Below are 19,715 nucleotides of genomic sequence, written 5' to 3'. Positions count from 1 at the left end.
GGTGTATCGTAGAATAAACGGCCAGTACAGTGCCAATACACTTTCCCGGATGATCCGAATAACTGTGACGGTGATATGACCAATACGCTTGCCACCCCAGCCGTTGGCACGCTCAGCCGCGAAGCCGGCGAATCGCTGACCGACCAGATCGTGCGCACGGTGGCGGCGCGCATCGACGAGCGGGTGCTGCGCAGCGGCAGCCGCATGCCTTCCATCCGCCGCTTCGCCGAGAGCCATGGCGTGTCGCCATTCACGGTCGTGGCCGCGTACGACAAGCTGGTTGCACGCGGCTACCTGGAATCGCGCCGCGGCGCCGGCTTCTTCATCCGCGAGCGCACGCCGCTGCACAGCCCGGCGCCGGCGCCGAGCGCGCCGGAACCGGCGACCCAGTCGCTCGATGTCGTCTGGCTGGTGCGGAACATGTTCCGCCAGATGCCGCACCAGCAAACGCCCGGCACGGGCGTACTGCCCGGCGACTGGCTCGACGGCGCGGCCGTGGCCAATGCCTTGCGCGCCATCGGCCGGCAGGGCAGCGGCCTGCTCGTGAACTATGGTGTTCCGCAAGGTTCGCTGCCGCTGCGCCAGCAATTGCAACGCAAGCTGGCCGAGCTGGAAATCGGCGCGGCGCCCGAACAGATCGTCACCACGGCCGGCGTGACACAGGCGCTGGACATGGTGGCGCGCGAATTCACGCGGCCCGGCGATACGGTGCTGGTCGACGACCCGGCATGGTTCCTGATGTTCGGCTCGTTCGCCGCCCTGGGCGCGCGCGTGATCGGCGTGCCGCGCCTGGCCGACGGCCCCGACATCGCCCGGCTGGCCGAGCTGGCGGCGCTGCACAAGCCCAAGCTGTATGTCATCAACTCGGTGCTGCACAACCCCAGTTCCACCTCGCTGTCCGCCGCCAAGGCTTACCAGGTGCTGCGGATAGCGGCCGAACACGGCATCACCGTCGTCGAGGACGATATCTATTGCGACCTGCACCCCGGCAGCGCGGTGCAGCCGGCCACGCGGCTGGCCGCGCTGGACCAGTTGCAGCGGGTGATCTACCTGTCCGGCTTTTCAAAGACGATGGCAGCCAACCTGCGCGTGGGCTTCATCGCCACGTCGCCCGAGCTGGCGCACCGGCTGGCGGACCGCAAGATGCTGCAGACGCTGACGACCAGCGATATCGGGGAACGGGTGGTCTACAAGATCCTCTCGGAAGGTGCCTACCGCAAGCACGCCGAACGGATGCGCACCCGGCTCGACGGGCTGCGCGCCCGCACCGTGCGCCAGATGGAACGCGTGGGCTTGCGCATCGACGTGGCGCCGCCGGCCGGCATGTTCGTGTGGGCCGATGCCGGTCGCGACACCAATGTGCTGGCCGAGCGGGCGATGGCGCAGGGTATCCTGCTGGCGCCCGGCAGCCTGTTCTCGCCGAGCCAGCTGCCATCCACCTTCATGCGGCTGAACGTGGCGGCGATGCAGGACCCGGCGATCTGGCGCTTCCTGGAGAAGGAACTGCGGTAGAAGGAACCGGGATGAGCACGCGGGGGCTTTGTCAAAAAGCTCTTGAAAGATAGAATCATCAATCCCATATCACGGCAACAATTCACCCGCTCATTTTTGAGGACCATATGTCAGATAATAAAGAAACCCTGGGCTTCCAGGCGGAAGTGAAACAGCTGCTGCAGCTGATGATCCACTCGCTGTACTCGAACAAGGAAATCTTCCTGCGCGAGCTGATCTCCAACGCATCGGACGCGGCCGACAAGCTGCGCTTCGAAGCCATCAACAACGACGCCCTGTATGGCAACGACCACGAACTGAAGATCAAGGTGGCGTTCGACAAGGCGGCCCGCACGATCACGATTTCGGACAACGGCATCGGCATGAGCCGCGATGAAGTCATCAGCCACCTGGGCACGATCGCCAAGTCGGGCACCAAGGAATTCTTCGGCAAGCTCTCCGGCGACCAGCAGAAGGATGCCGCGCTGATCGGCCAGTTCGGCGTGGGCTTCTACTCCGGCTTCATCGTGGCCGACCGCATCACCGTCGAGACGCGCCGGGCAGGACTCGAAGCAAGTGATGCCGTGCGCTGGGAATCGACCGGCGAAGGCGACTACAGCGTGGAATCGATCGAGAAGACGAACCGCGGCACCGACATCATCCTGCACCTGCGCGAGGGTGAAGACGAGCTGCTGTCCACGTGGAAGCTGAAGTCCATCATCACCAAGTATTCCGACCACATCTCGCTGCCGATCCAGATGGCGAAGGAAGAGTGGGACGAAGAGAAGAAGGAGATGGTGACCAGGGATGAGCTGGAAACCATCAACCAGGCCAGTGCGCTGTGGGCCCGTTCCAAGAGCGACATCACGCCGGAGCAGTACGAGGAATTCTACAAGCACGTGTCGCATGACTTCGGCGCGCCGCTGACCTACACGCACAACCGCGTGGAAGGCCGCAGCGAATACACGCAGCTGCTGTACATTCCGGCCAAGGCGCCGTTCGACCTGTGGGACCGCAACAAGCGCGGCGGCATCAAGCTGTACGTGAAGCGCGTATTCATCATGGACGACGCCGAGCAGCTGATGCCGACGTACCTGCGCTTCGTGAAGGGTGTGATCGACTCGGCCGACCTGCCGCTGAACGTGTCGCGCGAAATCCTGCAGGAATCGCGCGACGTGAAGGCGATCCGCGAAGGCTCGACCAAGCGCGTGATCGGCATGCTGGAAGAACTGGCCAACGCCGAGGAGCAGGAAAAGAAGGACAAGTACCAGACCTTCTGGACCGAGTTCGGCCAGGTGCTGAAGGAAGGCGTGGGCGAAGACTTCACGAACAAGGACCGCCTGGCCAAGCTGCTGCGCTTCGCCTCCACGCACAATGATACTTCCGAGCAGACCGTCGCGCTGGCCGACTACGTGGGCCGCATGAAGGAAGGCCAGGAAAAGATCTACTACGTGACGGGCGAGAGCTTCACGGCCGCGAAGAACAGCCCGCACCTGGAAATCTTCCGCAAGAAGGGCGTGGAAGTGCTGCTGCTGACCGACCGCGTGGACGAGTGGATGCTGTCCTTCCTGACCGAGTTTGACGGCAAGGAACTGGTGTCCGTCGCCAAGGGCGGCCTGGACCTGGGCAAGCTGGAAGACGAGGCCGAGAAGAAGGAGCACGAGGAAACCGAAGCGCAGTACAAGGACCTGGTCGAGAAGATGAAAGGCACGCTGGGCGACAAGGCCAAGGACGTGCGCGTGACCTTCCGCCTGACCGACTCCCCGGCCTGCCTGGTGGCGGACGAGCATGAACTGTCCGGCAACCTGCTGCGCATGCTGAAGGCGGCCGGCCAGACCGCGCCGGAGACCAAGCCGATCCTCGAGATCAACCCGAACCACCCGCTGGTCACGCGCCTGAAATACGAGAACGACGACAGCGGCAAGTTCGCCGACTGGGCGCACCTGCTGTTCGACCAGGCTTTGCTGGCCGAAGGCGGTACGCTGGCCGATCCGGCCGCGTTCGTGAAGCGGATGAACGAGATGCTGTTGAAGTAAGCCGGCTTTACGATCGTCTCGAGGGCCGCGTCCACGCAAGTGGGCGCGGCCCTTTGCTTTGCGGTGCGTGCATCACGCTGCTTCGTACGCCTCGCGCAATGCCTGCTCCCGCGCCGCGTCGGCGATGTGCACGATCACCGCCCGGTGCAGCGCGAGGGTGGGATGCGCGGCGCAGTGCTTCGCGAACCAGAACACTTCTTCCAGTTCCTCGTCGTCGTGCCAGGTCGTCACCACGAACGCCTCTTCCGGAATCTCGTCGTACGCGTGCGCTTCGTCGTTCGCCTCGTCGACCGAATCATCCCAATCGCTGCAGCCCTTGCCCCAGGCGAGCATGTAGCGGCAACCGCTTTCCACCAGCCAGCGGCTGACCTCCCAGCGCCACGGTTCCGCCACTGCCGCCTCGATGACGACGAGGGCGGCAAAGGGCGCGCCGGGCAGCGGCGGCGGGGTGCTGCCCGGCGGCAGGTGCAGGTACTCGACGGTTCGCGCAGCCATGGTTTGCTCCTTCGGCAAGGACGGCACTTCCTAGTGCGCCATCATGTCCGGCACATCGTACCCGATCCGCTGCCTGGATTCCCGCATCACCGCCTGCGGCGACTTGCCGAAGGTGCGCACGAACGCGCGCCGCATCCGTTCCTCGTCGCCGAAGCCCGTCTGCGCCGCGATGCGGCCGATGGTCGCGTGGCCATCCTCGATCAGCGAGCGGGCCGCTTCCAGCCGCAGCTTTTCGATGGCCTTGGCGGGCGAGTGACCCGTCTGCTCGCGGAATGCGCGGGAAAAATGGCGCGGGCTCCAGTGCACGTGCTCGGCGAGCCGCTCCACCGACAGTTCCGTCTGCAGGTTTTCCTTGGCGAACAGCAGGGCACTGCGGATGCGGTCCGAACCGCCATCCATCTGCGCCATCGACGAGAACTGCGATTGCCCGCCGGTGCGGCGGTGGTACACGACCATCATGCGCGCCACCGCCTTCGACACCTCCGTGCCCAGGTCGGCGCCGACCAGACCCAGCGCGAGGTCGATGCAGGCGCTCATGCCGGCCGACGTCCACACCGGGCCGTCGGCGACGAAGATCTTGTCGTCATCGAGTTCGATATCCGGATACGACTTCTTCAATTCATGGCCCAGCGCCCAGTGCGTGGTGACGCGGCGGCCGGACAGCAGGCCCGCCTCGGCGGCAACGAACGCGCCGGTGCACAGGCACGCCGTGCGCCGCGCACGCGGGCTGGCGTCGCGCAGCGCTGCGAGCAGTTCCGGTTCGGCGGGCGCGACCACCGTGGGCCCGGCGATCAGCAGCGTGTCGTAGGCACGGCGCCCGAACGGCTTCGTGTCGACCGGCACGCCGGATGAACTGGTCACGATGCCGCCGCTGTGCGAGACGGTCTCGACTTCGTAGCGCGGGCCGCCATGGATCTTGTTGGCGATTTCAAAGACGGTGAGGGCGGCGAAGTCGAGCACCTGGAAACCGGGGAAGACGACGAGGGCGATGCGGGCGGCCATGATGTCCTGAAAGGAGGGGTTGACGGTTTTGTCATTCTAGCCGGGCCATCCGCTCCCTCCCATTGGCCGGATGGGGGATGGCTGGCGTGTCCGGAATCGAGGGCTTTTGGTCGTTTTCGCGGTGCAGGGGCGAGACCATAATTCAGTCACAGCAAGCCAATCGCGCAACGCGGCCAACCATCCAAGGAGAACGACATGACCCAGCAATCGAACAAAGGCACCGCCCTGATCACCGGCGCATCCTCCGGCATCGGCGCCATCTATGCGGACCGCCTGGCGGCACGCGGCTACGACCTGATCCTCGTGGCCCGCAACGAGGCGCGGCTGCACGACGTGGCCGACCGCGTGGAGCGGGCGCATGGCCGCAAGGCGACGATCGTGCAGGCGGACCTGGGGCAGCGCGACGACCTGGCCCGGGTGGAAGAGATTCTCCGGACCGACCCGGCGATCACGCTGCTGGTGAACAACGCCGGCTTCGGCGGCGTGACGCCGCTGCTGGAGTCGAGCGTGGACCGCATGGAACAGATGATCGACATCAATGTGACGGCGCCGACGCGGCTGATGTACGCGGCTGCACCGGCCTTCGTGGCGCGCGGCGGCGGCACCATCATCAATATCGCATCGATCGTCGCCGTCGGCGTCGAGATCCTGAACGGCGTGTACGGCGCAAGCAAGGCGTATGTACTGGCACTCACGCAATCGCTGCACCATGAGCTGGCCGACAAGGGCATCCGCGCCCAGGCCGTGCTGCCGGGTGCGACCGCGACGGATTTCTGGGACACGGCAGGCCTGTCGCACACGAACCTGCCGAGCGGCATGGTGATGCGTGCCCAGGACATGGTCGACGCCGCGCTGGCGGGGCTGGACCAGGGCGAGGTCGTGACGATTCCGCCGCTGCAGGACGGCAATGACTGGATCGAGTACGAAGCCACGCGCAAGGCGCTCTCGCAACGCTTCGCGCACGGCACGCCGGGGGCACGCTATCTGGTGGCAGCCACGGCGTGACTTCGGGCGGGTACCGGTGTCGCACACCGACAAGCTGGTGTGCGACACCGGTCCGCCAATGTCTCCGCCGGACGCGGAACCGCGGCTGGTTTACTTCGCGCGCCGGCGGCGCGCCGCCACCAGCACGACCGGCGCACCCAGCGCGAGCAGCGCGAAGGTGGCCGGTTCCGGCACCGGCTGCAGGAAGCCGCGGATCTCCCCGCCCGGCGCGAATTCCGTATGCAGGTTCAGGTAGGCCCGGCCTCCGTCCAGTCCCGCCAGGAATGCCGCCTCGGCATCGGCGGCCGTGCCGCCGCTGGCGGTAATGAAGGCGGGATTCCACGTGGTCGCATCGAGCGTATCGAACGTGCGCGAATACGTGCCAAACGTGACGCCTGCCGGGAATCCGGTCAGGGTCGGCACCTGCGTGGCGGGAGGCGCCGTGCCGGTTCCCGGTTCGGCCGTGCAGCAATGGATGTGCGCGATCGTCGTGCCGGCCAGCAGGCCGGAGAACGTGACGTCGATCGTCATCGTGTGCGTGGCGACGTCGAAGTCCAGCGTGATCGTGCCGGTGCCCGGCGAGTCGTTCGGCGGCGCTTCGATCGCGCCGGACAGCGTGGCGGTATAGACGGTGGCGTGGGCGGACATGGCTGCCGCGCCCAGCGCGGCGGCGGCGATACCGTACATCGTTACACGTTTCAGCATTGCAGAACTCATCGTTGTCTCCTTGTACGTGGAGCTGAACTACAAGCAAGGTCCGCGCCTGCATGCGCAGTCACTGAAAAATCAGCGGCTTGCAATCCTGGAGGAGCACCGGCTGCGGATGAGCTGTCAAATTCCTCGACAGGCAGGACTCTCAGCGAATTTAACAAGCCGCGCACCGTTGACACCGCATGCATAAAGGACCAGCGAATGTAGTAGAATGCAATCTTGCTTTTTGTTTACATTCTACCGGAGCCGCCGCCGCGCGCTATGCAACAGAGTTCCTGTTCCGTCCTGCTCATCGACGACGAACCGCTGGCGCAGGATTACCTGCTGCACTGCCTGGAAGGGCACGCCGACGTCGCCCTGTGCTACGAACGCTGCGCGGAGCGGGCCGTGGAACTGGTGCTGCAAGTCGATGCCACCGTGGTGCTCGTCGACCTGCGCATGCCCGGCACCGACGGCTTCGCCGTCGTACGCAACCTGCGCGCGGACCGCCGCACCGAACACATTCCTATCGTCATGCTGTCGTCCGAGCACGATGCGCAGATCAAGGTGCAGGCCTTCGCGGCCGGCGCCAACGACTATCTCGTGAAATGGCCGGATGGCCGCGAACTCGTGGCGCGCCTGCGCTACCACAGCGCCGCCTGCGTGGCGCGCCGCCAGCGCGACGAGGCGTTCGCGTCGCTGGCGCGCAGCCAGGAGGAATTGCGCGCCAGCCAGGCGGCGCTGCACCAGGCGCAGAAGATGGAAGCGATCGGCCAGTTGACTGGCGGCGTTGCGCACGATTTCAACAACGTGTTGCAGATCATCGGCGGCAACCTGCAGCTGGTGAAGCTCATGGGCGGCTTGAATGAGAATGCGCGCGGGCGCGTCGATGCCGCGTTGGCCGGCGTCGAGCGCGGCGGCCGGCTGGCGGCCCATCTGCTCGCATTCGCGCGGCGCCAGCCGCTGCAAGCCGTCGTCATCGATCCGTCGGTGGTGCTGTCGGACATGGAGGAAATGCTGCGCCGCGTGCTCGGCCCGCAGGCCAGGATCTCGACCGACATCGCGCCCGGCGTGTGGAGCACCGCCGTCGATCCGAGCCAGCTGCACAATGTGATCCTGAACCTGGCCATCAATGCGCGCGACGCGATGCCGGGCGGCGGCACGCTGACGCTGCGCGCCCGCAACGTGGCGCCGGGGGCGACAGAACTGGCCGAAGTGGGGCAGGGCGAATACGTGATGATCGAGGTGGCCGACACCGGCAAGGGCATGCCGCCGGAAGTGCTGCAGCGCGCCTTCGAACCCTTCTTCACCACCAAGCCGACCGGCCAGGGCACGGGGCTGGGGCTGTCGATGGCCTATGGCTTCGTGAAGCAGTCGGGTGGCGAGATCGTGCTGAAAAGCGCGCCGGGCGAAGGTACCAGCGTGCGCATTTTCCTGCGCCGCAGCGCCACCCAGGCCGCGGCGGCGGAGGATGAAGGCGGTTCGACGCCGCTGTACGGCGGCATCGAGACGGTGCTGGTCGTGGAGGACGAGGACGACGTGCGCGACGCCACCGCGCAGCTCCTGGTGGCGCTGGGCTACCACGTGCTGCAGGCGCCGGATGCCGACCATGCCGCGCGCGTCGTGGAGAACGGCGCGCGCGTCGACCTGCTCTTCACCGACGTGATCATGCCGGGCCGGATGAGCAGCCTGCAACTGGCGGACCTGGTGCGCCGGCATTGCCCGGACGCGCAGGTGCTGTTCACCTCGGGTTATGCGGAGGGCGTGCTGGCGCACGAAGGCAAGATGGACCCGGGCATCAGCCTGCTGCCCAAGCCATACAACCCGGACGTGCTGAGCGCACGGATACGCCACCTGCTGCGGCGGCGCAAGGCGGCCTGACGAACGCGTGGCGAAGCGGTTGCCGGCGGTGGAATGTTTCCCGAAAACCGGTGACAGGCACCGGTTTTTTTGCAACTTTTTTTGCTGGCGCCGCGGGGCGGGAGGCGGGATATCTCTTCTCGTCTGGGCGCGGTGGAAGCTCGGCTCAGCTGATCGGCCGCACGTAGCGCTGCGAGCCTGGTGGCGGTTCATTCAGCACGGCCCAGAAGATGCCGAGATCGGAGATCGCGCGCACGAATTCCTTGAATTCGACCGGCTTCACTACATAGGCATTCACGCCCAGCTCGTAGCTGCGCACCAGGTCCTGCTCCTCGCGCGAGGAGGTGAGCATCACCACCGGCAGCGCGCGCAGGTCGGCGCCACTGCGGATCTCGCGCAGCACTTCTAGTCCGTCCACCTTCGGCAGCTTCAGGTCCAGCAGCACCACGGCCGGATTGCCTTTCTGCCGCTGCGCATACTCACCCCGGCACAGCAGGTAATCGAGCGCCTCGGCGCCGTCGCGCACGACGATCACCTCGTTGGCGAGCTGGCTTTTCTCCAGCGCGATCAGGGTCAGTTCGAGGTCGTGGGGATTGTCTTCCACGAGCAGGATGGGCTTTAACATACGCTTTATGACGAGTGGGGGATGGAAAAGGTGAACGTCGCTCCCTGGCCGGGCGCCGAGTGCGCGGTCACGGCGCCGCCGTGGCGTTCCACGATGCGCCGCACATTGGCCAGGCCGATGCCCGTGCCCTGGAAATCTTCCATCCGGTGCAGGCGCTGGAAGACGCCGAACAGCTTGTGAACATAGTCCATGTTGAAGCCGATGCCGTTGTCGGCCACCGTGAACACGGTCACCGCGGCTTCGCGCCGGCCTTCGACGCGAATCACGGCCGGGTCCTTCTGGCCGGTGAATTTCAGCGCGTTCGACAGCAGGTTGTACAGGGCCAGCTGGATGAAGGTCGGGTCGGCCACGACCGCCGGCAGGTCGCCCACATGCCATTCGACGCGGCGGGTGCCGACGTCGAGGGAGAGCTTGTCGATGCAGGAGCGCACCAGCTCGTTCATGTCGACTTGCACCGGCCGCAGCGAGGCGCGGCCCATCTGCGAGAAGCTCAGCAGGTCGTCGACCAGCTTGCCCGCCAGCCTCGCAGACTCCTTGATATTGGTGAGGAAGCGCTGCTGCTTCTCCGGCGAACCGCCGCCCGCCGTTTCCAGCAGCAGGTCGGAAAAGCCGACGATGTGCCGCAGCGGCGCGCGCAGGTCGTGCGACACCGAATACGAGAACGCTTCCAGCTCCTTGTTGGCGCGGCCCAGTTCCTCGGCCAGTTCCGCCATCTGTTCGGCGCGCTCCAGCGCGATGCCCAGGAGGGCCGTGCGGAATTCCAGCGCCATCTCGATCTCGCCCGGGTGCCATTGCGCCGAGGTGCCATGCACCGTCTCGCGCCACGATGCGAAGCTGGTGCGCGGGCTCAGCTGGGTGGGCGCTCCCGGCGGCGCCTCCTTCTGGTGCGGGTTGCCGGCCCAGTCGATCGTGTACACGAATTCGGGGCGGAACCACAGCAGGTAGTGCTTGTGGATGCGCGAAATCGGCATGGCCAGCAGACCGCTGGCGCTTTGCCGGTAGGCGCCGGCGGGTGGAAACTCGCAGCTCAGCCGGTCGGTGTAATACACGTCGTCGTGCGTATTGACCTGCAGCCACCCGATCAGCTCGCGCAATTGCGCTTCGCCCGGGGTGTCGCCATAGCTGACGATGCGGTCGTCCACGATGATCGCGGCGCCCCCGGCCCGGGCGAAATGCAGCAACTCGGGAAACACGCTGCCCATGTTCTCGATGAAGTTGGCGCCCTGCGTGAGCCCGCCCAGCACGGATACCATGATGCGCCGCACCTCGAGCCGGAACTGCAGCTCGTTGGCCACTTCGCGGCTTTCGATGCGCAGCGCCAGGATCTGGCCCAGCTGTTCGCAGGCGGTGCGCTTGTCGAAGGTGACGTGGCACGGCTTGGCGTTGTGACAGGAGATCAGGCCCCACAGCTTGCCCTTGACCATCAGCGACACGGACATCGAGGCCAGCGTGCCCATGTTGCGCATGTACTGCAGGTGGACCGGCGACACGCTGCGCAGCGCCGCGAACGACAGGTCGTTCGGCGCGCCCGTCAGCGGATTTTCCGCCGGCACCAGCCGAGAGGGCGTGTAGTTCGCGTCGCGGATCAGGCGGATGCGGTTCGAGGCATACAATTCGCGTGCCTGCCGGGGAATGTCGGAGGCGGGAAAGCGCTGGCCCAGGTAGGACGGCAGGTTGCCGTCATTGCTCTCGGCCAGCACGTGGCCATGGCCTTCGGCATCGAATTTATAGACGAGCACGCGGTTGAAGCCGGTCACCGCACGGATCTCGTCCGCCGCGCGGGCACTCATCGTTTCGACCGTGTCGGTGTCGTGCACCTGCTGCAGGAAATTGCCGACCAGCGGATACAGGTGGCGGAAGTCGGCCACGCCGGTGCGCTGCACGGCTTCGAATTCGAGCATGAGCAGCGCATCGTAGCGGTGCACCAGCACGTCGAACGCGCCGCTCTCCGCGAGCCGCACGGTGGCCGCGAAGGACGGCCGTTCGCCGGCACCCGCGAACTCCGGCGCCAGCTCGGCGGCCGCGGCCGCGCCGATCACATCGGCCAGCGTGCGGCCCAATGCCGCCTCCGGGGCCACGCCCACGTAGCGCGCCAGGTTGTCGCTGGCCTGCACCACGATGCCGTCCGGCGACAGCGCCAGCACGCAGCCGTGCGGCTGGATGCTGCCGGGCGTGCGGATCGCTTCCCGGTCGCAGCTGCTGAGGTCTATCGTTGGGCTTGCCTGTGTCATGGACAGAATTTTACCGGCAAACGGTGCCGCGTGCGCAAGGCGGGATGCGCCGATTCAGTCACCGCACGCTTTGCAGCAGGAAGGAAGCCTGGCCGCAGCTCTTTTCCGAACGCTTGATTTCCGCCTTGCCGCAGCTGCGCGACGCACCATCCTTGGCGTAGCAGACGCGGATCTCGCGCAGGAAGCGGCCGGCGCCGGTGCAGAAGGGCACGACGGCATCCTGGGCCAGGCGCGGGTTGGCGCTGCGAAAAGCTTCCTTGAACTGGGGTATCGTCACGCGCACCGGTTGCTCGGGCGCGCGGTAGGCGGCCGGCACCACCACGGCATCCTTCAGCTTCGCCGACAGCGCCAGGTAGCCTTCCGGCCCGAGGCCCGAGCAGGTGCCGTGCTTGGACCATTCATGGCCGATCAGCTTCGGCGAGGGGTAGATGCCCTCGTACTTGCGGCGCAGCTGCTCCGGCAGCTTTTCGCGCGAGCAGTTCTGCGGATAGCCGTTTTCATACTGCGGCCACAGGCCGTGCAGCACGAAGCCCAGGCGGCGGCCGCTGCCGCACTGGTTCGGGTCGCGGTCGCCATTGGTGGCGCAGTACGACGGCGACCACGACAGGGCCAGCGCGTAGTAATCGAACTCGCCGGGCTCGCCCACGCTCTTGTTCTTCGCCGCGTTGGCGCCGCCGCACAGGAGGGCGGTAGCCAGCAGCAGGGGGGTGCAGGTAAATGCTTGTTTCATTGTATCGACTCCTTCAAATTCATCCCACAGCAACCACGGCCTGCCGGTGGGGGTAGGTGCTCACGTCGCGGCCCGCCCGCTGTCAAAGCCCCGGTGGCTGTCAACCGCGGCGGCTGCTGTCTAGAGTTCGGTACGCAGCGCAAACAGCTCCGGGAACAGCACCACGTCGAGCATCTTGCGCAGGTAGCTCACGCCCGCCGTGCCCCCGGTGCCTGTCTTGAAGCCGATGATGCGCTCCACGGTGGTCACGTGGCGGAAGCGCCAGAAGCGAAAGGCCGTTTCCAGGTCCACCAGCTTTTCGGCCAGCTCGTACAGCGCCCAGTGCTTCGCCGGGTCCCGATACACTTCCAGCCAGGCCGCCTTCACGGATTCGTCGGCCGCCGTGGGCAGTGTCGGGTCCGCCGCGAGGCGGGCGCCGGACACCGGCAGGCCGTTGCGGGCCAGTAGCCGCACGGCTTCGTCGTACACGGACGGTTCATGCAGCGCGCGGTGCAGGATCTCGTGGGTGGCCGGCGTGGAGGCGTGCACCGCGAGCAGTTGCGCGTTCTTGTTCCCGAGGATGAATTCGATCTCGCGGTACTGGTAGGACTGGAAGCCGGACGAGGCGCCCAGATAGGGGCGGATCGCCGTGTATTCGGGCGGCGTCATCGTCGCCAGCACGTCCCAGGCATGCACCAGCTGGTCCATGATGCGCGCCACGCGGGCCAGCATCTTGAAGGCGGGCGGCAGGTCGTCGCGGCGGATGTGCTCGCGCACCGCGTGCATTTCGTGCAGCATCAGCTTCATCCACAGCTCGCTGGTCTGGTGCTGCACGATGAACAGCAGTTCGTTGTGGTTCGGCGACAGTGGATGCTGCGCGTTCAGGATTTGCTCCAGGCCCAGGTAGTCGCCGTAGCTCATCGACTTCGAAAAATCCATCTGCGCGCCGTGCCACGCGCCGTCCTTGTCTTGTTCGCTCATGCGGGGTCCTTCAGGTGACAGCGCCGCGCGCGGCGTTCACGTCGTAGTCCGCGTCGTCGAGGATCCGCTTCAGGATGTCGACCGCGTCCCAGACTTCCGCGAAGCTGGTATACAGGGGCGTGAAGCCGAAGCGCATGATGTGCGGCTCGCGGTAGTCGCCGATCACGCCGCGTGCGATCAGCGCCTGCATCATCGCATAGCCGTGCGGATGGGTGAAACTGACATGGCTGCCCCGGCGGGCATGGTCGCGCGGCGTGACCAGGGCCAGCGGGTGGACGGCGCAGCGTTCCTCTACCAGGCCGATGAACAGGTCCGTCAGCGCCAGCGACTTGGCGCGCAGCGCCGCCATGTCGGTCTGCGCGAACACGTCCAGCCCGCACTCGACCAGTGCCAGCGACACGACGGGCTGCGTGCCGCACAGGGCGCGGCCGATGCCATCGCACGGGGCGAACGAAGGCGCCATGGCGAAGGGCGCCGCATGGCCCCACCAGCCCGACAGCGGCTGGGTGAATGCAGCCTGGTGGCGCTCCGGCACCCAGATGAAGGCCGGGGCGCCCGGGCCGCCGTTCAGGTATTTATAGGTACAACCGACGGCAAAGTCGGCGCGTGCGCCATGCAGGTCCACCGGCACGGCGCCGGCCGAATGGGCCAGGTCCCACACGGTGAGGGCGCCATGCTCGTGCGCCAGCGCCGTCAACGCCGCCATGTCGTGCATATGGCCGGTGCGGTAGTTCACGTGCGTGAGCAGCAGCACGGCGGTATCCGGGCCGAGCGCACCGGCAATCTCGTCCGGGCTGTCGACCAGGCGCACCGTGTGCCCCCGCCCCAACCAGCCGGACAAGCCTTCCGCCATATAGATATCGGTAGGAAAGTTGCTGCGCTCGGTCACGATGGTCGTGCGGCGCGGGTCGCGCGCCTGCATCGCCAGTGCGCCGGCCAGCGCCTTGAACAGGTTGATCGACGTGGTGTCGGTCACCGCCACCTCGCCGGGCAGGGCGCCGATCAACGACGCCAGCTTGGCGCCCAGCCGCTTGGGCAGGTCGAACCAGCCCGCCGTGTTCCAGCTCGTGATCAGGTCCTGGCCCCATTCGCGGCCGATCACCTCGGCGGCGCGCGCCGATGCGGCCCTGGGACGCGCGCCCAGCGAATTGCCGTCCAGGTAGATCACCCCGGCGGGCAGGTCGAAGGCGGCGCGCAGCGGCGCCAGCGGATCGGCGGCGTCGCGGGCCAGGCAATCGGCGCGGGTTGGAATCATGGCAGCTCCATGGGTGTGTCGGACGAAGGCCGGAGTGTAGCACGCCGGGAATGTCATATAGACATCTGCAAATGGGGCGCCGGGGTAGTAGAATGTATTGCCAATTCCTTAATTGATAAAATTTCAGTTGAAAATATGTCACTTAATAAAAAGGCAGGATTATGGGGCGGCGAAAAAATTCGGATTTTTTTCAAAAAGTCCCTAAAGTTCCGTGTGCTCGAACCGTTACCCCATCCAGATGCCCGGAAAAGCCTCTCTGTTCGTTGCATTGGATGACAGAAAAAAATTCTAAAATTTTTTGCTGTCGACCCTAAAGTTCCCGACAGGGCTGCCGTTACCGGTTTAGATGTCGCTAAAAAGCGTCAACCCGGCATCTGGATACGTGCCGAATCCGACGGTTTTTCGCCCACCGCTACAACCCGCAAAGCCGCGCCAATACTGGCGCGCCCCTATGGTCGCCCTGCGTTTGTCAGACAAACGCCGACAGGGTGCGATCGCCGTTTCCCTACCTCAAATACAGACGGTCGCCTCTTCTCGTGCAAGCGACCCTACAGCAGAATGTGTCTCAACGGAAACGCTTTGAGGAGCACACAATGACTGCGAACGACATGATGGCCGAGATCCGCGACGCGAACCTCTCCTACCTGATGCTGGCCCAGCAGATGATCCGCGCGGACAAGGTCACGGCAATCTTCCGCCTTGGCATCTCGGCCGATATCGCCGACCTGATCGAAGGCATGAGCAACGCCCAGATCCTGAAGCTGGCGGGCGGCAACATGATGCTGGCCCGCTTCCGCTTCGACGACAGCGCGATCCTGTCGATGCTGACCAACTACAACAAGGACCGTTCGCTGGCGCAATCGCACGCGGCAATCCTGATGGCTGGACAGGGCGTCGAAGAAATCGCCTGAGCGGTACACTGACTGGACAGATAGAAAAGCGACGGGGAGCGGGAATATGAGTAACGCAGGCAAGAAAAGCGTGGTCAGCGAAGCGCAGGAAATCCAGCTGGCGATCGAGCTCATCAATTTGGGTGCGCGGCTGCAATTGCTGGAGTCCGAGGTATCGCTGTCGCGCGAGCGGCTGCTCAAGCTGTACAAGGAACTGAAGGGCGTGTCGCCGCCGAAAGGCATGCTGCCGTTCTCCACGGACTGGTTCCTGACCTGGCAGCCGAACATCCATGCTTCCCTGTTCATCAATATCCACGACTTCCTCGTCCAGCACGCCGGCGCCACTGGCATCCATGCCGTGATGAAGGCTTATCAGCTGTACCTGGAGCAGATGCCTCCCGCCCCCGGCGAGGAGCCGCTGCTGTCGCTGACGCGCGCCTGGACGCTGGTGCGCTTCTTCAGCAGCAGGATGCTTGAAATGAAAGCCTGCAAGAAATGCCAGGGCAAGTTCGTCGTCAACGCGATGGACCTGAACGGCGATTACCACTGCGGCCTGTGCCACATGCCCTCGCGGGCCGGCAAGACGCGCAAGGCCAAAGAAGAATCCCTGGCCGCGTGACCCTCCTCAACCGTTCCGTTCCAGAGAGCCGGGGTGGCGCGTGACGCCAGCCCGGCTTTTTCGTTTGCCGGCCGTGCAGGCACTGCTCTGCCAGCTGGCCGCCCTGGTGCCCACGGCGGCGCTGGCGGTCGCGCTCGATGCGTTCGGACGCGGGCTGACCCTGCTGGAAGCGTGCGCCCTGCAAGGGGCCGTGGCCATGTCGATCACCTGGAAGATCGGCCTGGCGCCCTGGTGGCGCATCATCGAGCTGCTGTTTCCGGTCGCGCTGCTTGCCGCGCTGGGCCTGCAACTGCCGCCGGTGCTGTTCCTGCTCGTGTTCGTCGTGCTGCTGGGGTGGTACTGGTCCACCTTTCGCACACAGGTGCCGTATTTTCCTTCCAGCCCGGCCGTCTGGCAGGCGGTCGAGCAACTCGTGCCCGGCCGCCCGGGCGTGCGCGTCGTCGATGTCGGAAGCGGTCTCGGCGGCTTCACGCTGCACCTGGCGCGCGCCCGGCCCGACGCCCGGTGCACCGGCATCGAACTTGCGCCCTTGCCGTATTTATATTCCGCGCTGCGCGCCCGATTCACCGGCAGCCGCGCGCAATTCATCCGTGGCGATTATGAAAAGCTTCATTTCGGCGACTATGACCTGGTGTTTGCTTATTTATCACCCGCGGTAATGTCGGGCTTATTTGACAAGGCGCGGCGGGAAATGAAAGTTGGCAGCTTGTTAGTAAGTTACGAATTCAATATCCCAGGTTTCAAACCGGACAAGACCATCTTTACCACAGAGGGAGCGCCGCCGCTATTTGTTTGGGCGTTTTGATTGGCTTTCCCTTGCGAGCCCGGCTTTCTCACGCTATTGTAGTTCCTGGTGGAATTATTTTGACTTGCCGCGATTTGGCATCCTCGTTTGGACAACTATAGGAGTTTGCAGGCTTGCTGGTAATTATTGGTTATGTCGTGGTCTGCGTCAGTGTCTTCGGCGGCTTCGTGCTCGCCGGCGGTCACGTCGCGGTCCTGTTCCAGCCGTTGGAACTGCTGATGATCGGGGGCGCCGCCGTGGGCGCTTTCTTCGTCGGCAATAACGGCAAATCGATCAAGGCCACGCTGGCGGCCCTGCCGACCCTGCTCAAGGGTTCGCGCCACACCAAGGAGTTGTACATGGACCTGATGTCGCTGTTGTTCGACATCCTCTCCAAGGTGCGCAAGGAGGGCCTGATGTCGATCGAGGGCGATATCGAGACACCGGAGCAGAGCCCGCTGTTCTCGAAGTACCCGTCGGTGCTCGAGGATCACCACATCGTGGAGTTCATGACGGACTACCTGCGCCTGATGGTGTCGGGCAATATGGACGCGTTCCAGATCGAGAACCTGATGGATAACGAGCTGGAAACCCACCACCACGAGGGTGCCGTGCCGGCGCACGTGATCGCCAAGCTGGCCGACGGCTTGCCGGCCTTCGGCATCGTGGCGGCGGTGATGGGCGTGGTGCACACGATGGAGTCGGTGGGCCTGCCGCCTTCCGAGCTGGGCATGCTGATCGCGAAGGCGCTGGTCGGTACCTTCCTCGGCATCCTGCTCGCCTATGGTTTCGTGGGCCCGCTGTCCAATCTGCTCGAGCAGAAGCTGGAAGAATCGTCGAAGATGTTCCAGTGCGTGAAGGTGACGCTGCTGGCCAGCCTGAACGGCTACGCGCCGGCGCTGGCGGTGGAATTCGGCCGCAAGGTGTTGTACTCGACCGAGCGCCCGACCTTCGCCGAGCTGGAAGACCACATCAAGAAATCGAAGTCCAAGTAATCGATGAGCGAGGGTAAGCACCATGGCTGATGAAGGCCTGCGGCCCATTATCGTCAAGCGCATCAAGAAAGGCGGCGGCGGTCACCACGGCGGCGCATGGAAGATCGCGTATGCCGACTTCGTGACGGCGATGATGGCCTTCTTCCTGTTGATGTGGCTGCTGGGCTCGACGAGCAAGGGCGACCTGAACGGGATTTCGGAGTATTTCAAGACGCCGCTGAAGGTGGCGATGCAGGGGGGCTCGGGCAGTGGCGACAGCTCGTCCGTGATCGCCGGCGGCGGCAAGGACCTGACGCGCAAGGAAGGCCAGGTGAAGGCCGGCGACGATCCGTCCACCACCAAGAAGACGTTCAACCTGACGGCCGCCAAGCAGGCGATGGAACGGGAAGAGAAGCAGCGCCTGCAGGGCTTGAAGGAACGCCTGCAGCAGAAGATCGAGAACACGCCGGCGCTGCAGAAGTTCAAGAACCAGCTGCTGCTCGACTTTACCAGCGAAGGCTTGCGGATCCAGATCGTGGATGAGCAGAACCGGCCGATGTTCCCGTCCGCGAAGGCGGACCTGGCGGCGTACACGCGCGAGATCCTGACCGAGATCGGGCCGATCCTGAACGACGTGCCGAACAAGATCGGCCTGTCGGGCCACACGGATGCCACGCCGTACTTCTCGGAGAACGGCTACAGCAACTGGGAACTGTCGGCCGACCGCGCGAACGCCTCGCGGCGCGCGCTCGTTCAGGGCGGGATGCAGGACAATAAGGTGATGCGCGTAGTGGGCCTGGGCTCGGCCGTGAACCTGGACCGCAAGGACCCGTTCAACCCGATCAACCGGCGCATCAGCATCATCGTGATGAACAAGAAGACGGAAGAGGGCTTGATGCGCGATGCCGGCAAGCTCGAGATCGGGGCCGGCACCGAGGCCACGCAGGACGCGGCGGCCGTGCCGCAGCGGCAGTGAAAAGCATGAGACCCGAAGCAATCCAGGGAAGAAGAGTCAACGCGAGATCCACATGAACAGAAAAAAAATCCTCGGCTCCCACGTGAAGCGCCTGCTGTCCGGCGTGTCCGACCACGGCAAGCGGCACCTGACGGAGGTGGAAACGGACCTGCTGCAGACGAACCTGCTGCTGGAAGAAGCGATCGAGAAGCTGTCGCGCAATTTCATGGCGATCCACGAGGCCGTCAACGACCGGCAGGACACGATCCGCCTGCTGCTCGACGGCGGCACGCCGTCGCCCGAGGACAAGGAAAAGCTCGAGGCGATGAACGAGCAGGTGGGTGCCTACGTGAATGCGGCGATCACCAGCATGCAGTTCCAGGACCTGACGAGCCAGCTGATCGACCGCACCCTGAAGCGCGTGACGGGCTTGCGCGAATTCCTCGCCACGCTGGGCGCCCACGGCGCCGAGATGAACCCGGACAGCGACAACGACGAGATGGTCGAGCTGCTGGGGAAGGTCAGCATGGCGCTGGCGATCCAGAGCCTCGAGCTGCGCAATGTGCTGCGCAAGGCGGTAAGCCAGAAGCACCTCGAGAGCGGCGATATCGAGCTGTTCTGAGCGAACTGTTCCGAACGAATTGTTCCAGGCATCTGCCGGGACGAATGGATTGAAACACAGTGGGCCACGAAGTGCCCGAATTTTGATAAGTGAGAGAAGAAAATGGCTAAAACGATTCTTGCGGTTGACGATTCCAGCTCCCTGCGCCAGATGGTGGCGTTCAGCCTGAAGGCCGCCGGCTACCAGGTGGTGGAAGCGGTCGACGGCCAGGACGGACTGGAAAAGGCGAAGCAGGGCGCGGTCGACCTGGTGCTGACCGACCAGAACATGCCGAAGATGGATGGCCTGCAGCTCATCAAGAGCCTGCGCGAGCTGCCCGCCTACGCCAAGACGCCGATCCTGATGCTGACCACCGAATCGTCCGACGAGATGAAGGCCAAGGGCCGCGCGGCCGGTGCGAACGGCTGGCTGGTCAAGCCGTTCGACCCGCAACGCCTGATCGAGGTGGTCAAGAAGGTCATCGGCTGATATGTGCGCCACAAGCCTGGCAAACAGCAAAGCGGAGTTGTGCC

Annotated in this window: 19 protein-coding genes; 11 read left to right on the top strand and 8 right to left on the bottom strand. The window is 64.9% G+C overall.

Annotated elements, in window-relative coordinates; genetic code table 11:
* Positions 1–75: 75 nt before the first annotated feature.
* Together V6Z91_RS29215 and htpG are read left to right on the top strand one after the other, a co-directional pair.
* On the top strand, positions 76–1,512 hold the full coding sequence (locus tag V6Z91_RS29215; protein WP_338764645.1) for a PLP-dependent aminotransferase family protein: 1,437 nt from the start codon (positions 76–78) through the stop codon (positions 1,510–1,512).
* 107 nt (positions 1,513–1,619) lie between these two features.
* Positions 1,620–3,527, top strand: coding sequence for a molecular chaperone HtpG (htpG, locus tag V6Z91_RS29210; protein WP_338764643.1), 1,908 nt, complete (start codon positions 1,620–1,622; stop codon positions 3,525–3,527).
* A 72-nt stretch (positions 3,528–3,599) separates the two neighbouring features.
* On the opposite strand, the gene V6Z91_RS29205 is transcribed toward htpG, so the two are convergent.
* Together V6Z91_RS29205 and V6Z91_RS29200 are read right to left on the bottom strand one after the other, a co-directional pair.
* A complete protein-coding gene (locus tag V6Z91_RS29205; RefSeq protein WP_338764641.1) occupies positions 3,600–4,022 on the bottom strand; it encodes a hypothetical protein in 423 nt (140 codons plus the stop codon).
* Between the two features lie 30 nt (positions 4,023–4,052).
* Positions 4,053–5,024, bottom strand: a complete 972-nt coding sequence (locus V6Z91_RS29200; protein WP_338764635.1) for a GlxA family transcriptional regulator — start codon at positions 5,022–5,024, stop codon at positions 4,053–4,055.
* A 195-nt stretch (positions 5,025–5,219) separates the two neighbouring features.
* On the opposite strand from V6Z91_RS29200, the gene V6Z91_RS29195 reads away from it, so the two are divergent.
* Positions 5,220–6,029, top strand: coding sequence for an SDR family oxidoreductase (locus tag V6Z91_RS29195; protein WP_338764633.1), 810 nt, complete (start codon positions 5,220–5,222; stop codon positions 6,027–6,029).
* A 90-nt stretch (positions 6,030–6,119) separates the two neighbouring features.
* Here the strand turns inward: V6Z91_RS29195 and V6Z91_RS29190 are convergent, their stop codons facing one another.
* Entirely contained in the window at positions 6,120–6,725 is a 606-nt protein-coding gene (locus tag V6Z91_RS29190) for a CHRD domain-containing protein (protein ID WP_338764631.1), read from the bottom strand.
* Between the two features lie 255 nt (positions 6,726–6,980).
* On the opposite strand from V6Z91_RS29190, the gene V6Z91_RS29185 reads away from it, so the two are divergent.
* Complete coding sequence (locus tag V6Z91_RS29185; protein ID WP_338764628.1) at positions 6,981–8,579, top strand: response regulator; 1,599 nt, start codon at positions 6,981–6,983, stop codon at positions 8,577–8,579.
* 145 nt (positions 8,580–8,724) lie between these two features.
* Here V6Z91_RS29185 and V6Z91_RS29180 read toward each other — a convergent pair whose 3' ends face one another.
* From V6Z91_RS29180 to kynU, 5 genes are all read right to left on the bottom strand, one after another.
* Positions 8,725–9,183: a response regulator gene (locus V6Z91_RS29180; RefSeq protein WP_338764625.1), complete on the bottom strand. Its 459-nt coding sequence runs from the start codon at positions 9,181–9,183 to the stop codon at positions 8,725–8,727.
* 5 nt (positions 9,184–9,188) lie between these two features.
* Entirely contained in the window at positions 9,189–11,414 is a 2,226-nt protein-coding gene (locus V6Z91_RS29175; protein WP_338764623.1) for an ATP-binding protein, read from the bottom strand.
* A gap of 58 nt (positions 11,415–11,472) precedes the next feature.
* A complete protein-coding gene (locus V6Z91_RS29170) occupies positions 11,473–12,144 on the bottom strand; it encodes a ribonuclease T2 (protein WP_338764621.1) in 672 nt (223 codons plus the stop codon).
* A gap of 120 nt (positions 12,145–12,264) precedes the next feature.
* Entirely contained in the window at positions 12,265–13,104 is an 840-nt protein-coding gene (gene kynA / locus V6Z91_RS29165) for a tryptophan 2,3-dioxygenase (RefSeq protein ID WP_338764619.1), read from the bottom strand.
* A 10-nt stretch (positions 13,105–13,114) separates the two neighbouring features.
* A complete protein-coding gene (gene kynU / locus V6Z91_RS29160) occupies positions 13,115–14,359 on the bottom strand; it encodes a kynureninase (RefSeq protein ID WP_338764618.1) in 1,245 nt (414 codons plus the stop codon).
* A gap of 593 nt (positions 14,360–14,952) precedes the next feature.
* Here kynU and flhD point away from each other — a divergent pair.
* The 7 genes from flhD (at position 14,953) to V6Z91_RS29125 (ending at position 19,671) form a co-directional block, all read left to right on the top strand.
* On the top strand, positions 14,953–15,270 hold the full coding sequence (flhD, locus tag V6Z91_RS29155; RefSeq protein WP_338764616.1) for a flagellar transcriptional regulator FlhD: 318 nt from the start codon (positions 14,953–14,955) through the stop codon (positions 15,268–15,270).
* Positions 15,271–15,316: 46 nt separating this feature from the next.
* On the top strand, positions 15,317–15,868 hold the full coding sequence (gene flhC / locus V6Z91_RS29150; protein WP_338764614.1) for a flagellar transcriptional regulator FlhC: 552 nt from the start codon (positions 15,317–15,319) through the stop codon (positions 15,866–15,868).
* Between the two features lie 40 nt (positions 15,869–15,908).
* Complete coding sequence (locus V6Z91_RS29145) at positions 15,909–16,673, top strand: class I SAM-dependent methyltransferase (protein ID WP_338764611.1); 765 nt, start codon at positions 15,909–15,911, stop codon at positions 16,671–16,673.
* Positions 16,674–16,786: 113 nt separating this feature from the next.
* Positions 16,787–17,647 (top strand): flagellar motor stator protein MotA, encoded by an 861-nt coding sequence (gene motA, locus V6Z91_RS29140; RefSeq protein WP_338764609.1) that lies wholly within the window; start codon positions 16,787–16,789, stop codon positions 17,645–17,647.
* A 22-nt stretch (positions 17,648–17,669) separates the two neighbouring features.
* Positions 17,670–18,602 (top strand): flagellar motor protein MotB, encoded by a 933-nt coding sequence (motB, locus tag V6Z91_RS29135; protein WP_338764606.1) that lies wholly within the window; start codon positions 17,670–17,672, stop codon positions 18,600–18,602.
* 52 nt (positions 18,603–18,654) lie between these two features.
* Positions 18,655–19,203 (top strand): chemotaxis protein, encoded by a 549-nt coding sequence (locus tag V6Z91_RS29130; RefSeq protein WP_338764604.1) that lies wholly within the window; start codon positions 18,655–18,657, stop codon positions 19,201–19,203.
* Positions 19,204–19,305: 102 nt separating this feature from the next.
* A complete protein-coding gene (locus V6Z91_RS29125; protein WP_338764602.1) occupies positions 19,306–19,671 on the top strand; it encodes a response regulator in 366 nt (121 codons plus the stop codon).
* Positions 19,672–19,715 lie beyond the last annotated feature (44 nt).

Source organism: Massilia sp. METH4 (assembly GCF_037094685.1).
Lineage (GTDB): Bacteria > Pseudomonadota > Gammaproteobacteria > Burkholderiales > Burkholderiaceae_D > Rugamonas.
This window is presented reverse-complemented; position numbering and strand designations above follow the sequence as displayed.

Excerpts from the sequence above, each read along its gene's own strand:
- flhD (WP_338764616.1), top strand. The coding sequence starts at position 14,953 with ATGACTGCGAACGACATGATGGCCGAGATCCGCGACGCGAACCTCTCC.
- flhC (WP_338764614.1), top strand. The coding sequence starts at position 15,317 with ATGAGTAACGCAGGCAAGAAAAGCGTGGTCAGCGAAGCGCAGGAAATC.
- V6Z91_RS29200 (WP_338764635.1), bottom strand. The coding sequence starts at position 5,024 with ATGGCCGCCCGCATCGCCCTCGTCGTCTTCCCCGGTTTCCAGGTGCTC.
- V6Z91_RS29190 (WP_338764631.1), bottom strand. The coding sequence starts at position 6,725 with ATGAGTTCTGCAATGCTGAAACGTGTAACGATGTACGGTATCGCCGCC.
- V6Z91_RS29175 (WP_338764623.1), bottom strand. The coding sequence starts at position 11,414 with ATGACACAGGCAAGCCCAACGATAGACCTCAGCAGCTGCGACCGGGAA.
- V6Z91_RS29195 (WP_338764633.1), top strand. The coding sequence starts at position 5,220 with ATGACCCAGCAATCGAACAAAGGCACCGCCCTGATCACCGGCGCATCC.
- motB (WP_338764606.1), top strand. The coding sequence starts at position 17,670 with ATGGCTGATGAAGGCCTGCGGCCCATTATCGTCAAGCGCATCAAGAAA.
- V6Z91_RS29180 (WP_338764625.1), bottom strand. The coding sequence starts at position 9,183 with ATGTTAAAGCCCATCCTGCTCGTGGAAGACAATCCCCACGACCTCGAA.
- V6Z91_RS29170 (WP_338764621.1), bottom strand. The coding sequence starts at position 12,144 with ATGAAACAAGCATTTACCTGCACCCCCCTGCTGCTGGCTACCGCCCTC.
- V6Z91_RS29205 (WP_338764641.1), bottom strand. The coding sequence starts at position 4,022 with ATGGCTGCGCGAACCGTCGAGTACCTGCACCTGCCGCCGGGCAGCACC.
- htpG (WP_338764643.1), top strand. The coding sequence starts at position 1,620 with ATGTCAGATAATAAAGAAACCCTGGGCTTCCAGGCGGAAGTGAAACAG.
- V6Z91_RS29215 (WP_338764645.1), top strand. The coding sequence starts at position 76 with ATGACCAATACGCTTGCCACCCCAGCCGTTGGCACGCTCAGCCGCGAA.
- V6Z91_RS29125 (WP_338764602.1), top strand. The coding sequence starts at position 19,306 with ATGGCTAAAACGATTCTTGCGGTTGACGATTCCAGCTCCCTGCGCCAG.
- kynU (WP_338764618.1), bottom strand. The coding sequence starts at position 14,359 with ATGATTCCAACCCGCGCCGATTGCCTGGCCCGCGACGCCGCCGATCCG.
- V6Z91_RS29185 (WP_338764628.1), top strand. The coding sequence starts at position 6,981 with ATGCAACAGAGTTCCTGTTCCGTCCTGCTCATCGACGACGAACCGCTG.
- kynA (WP_338764619.1), bottom strand. The coding sequence starts at position 13,104 with ATGAGCGAACAAGACAAGGACGGCGCGTGGCACGGCGCGCAGATGGAT.
- V6Z91_RS29130 (WP_338764604.1), top strand. The coding sequence starts at position 18,655 with ATGAACAGAAAAAAAATCCTCGGCTCCCACGTGAAGCGCCTGCTGTCC.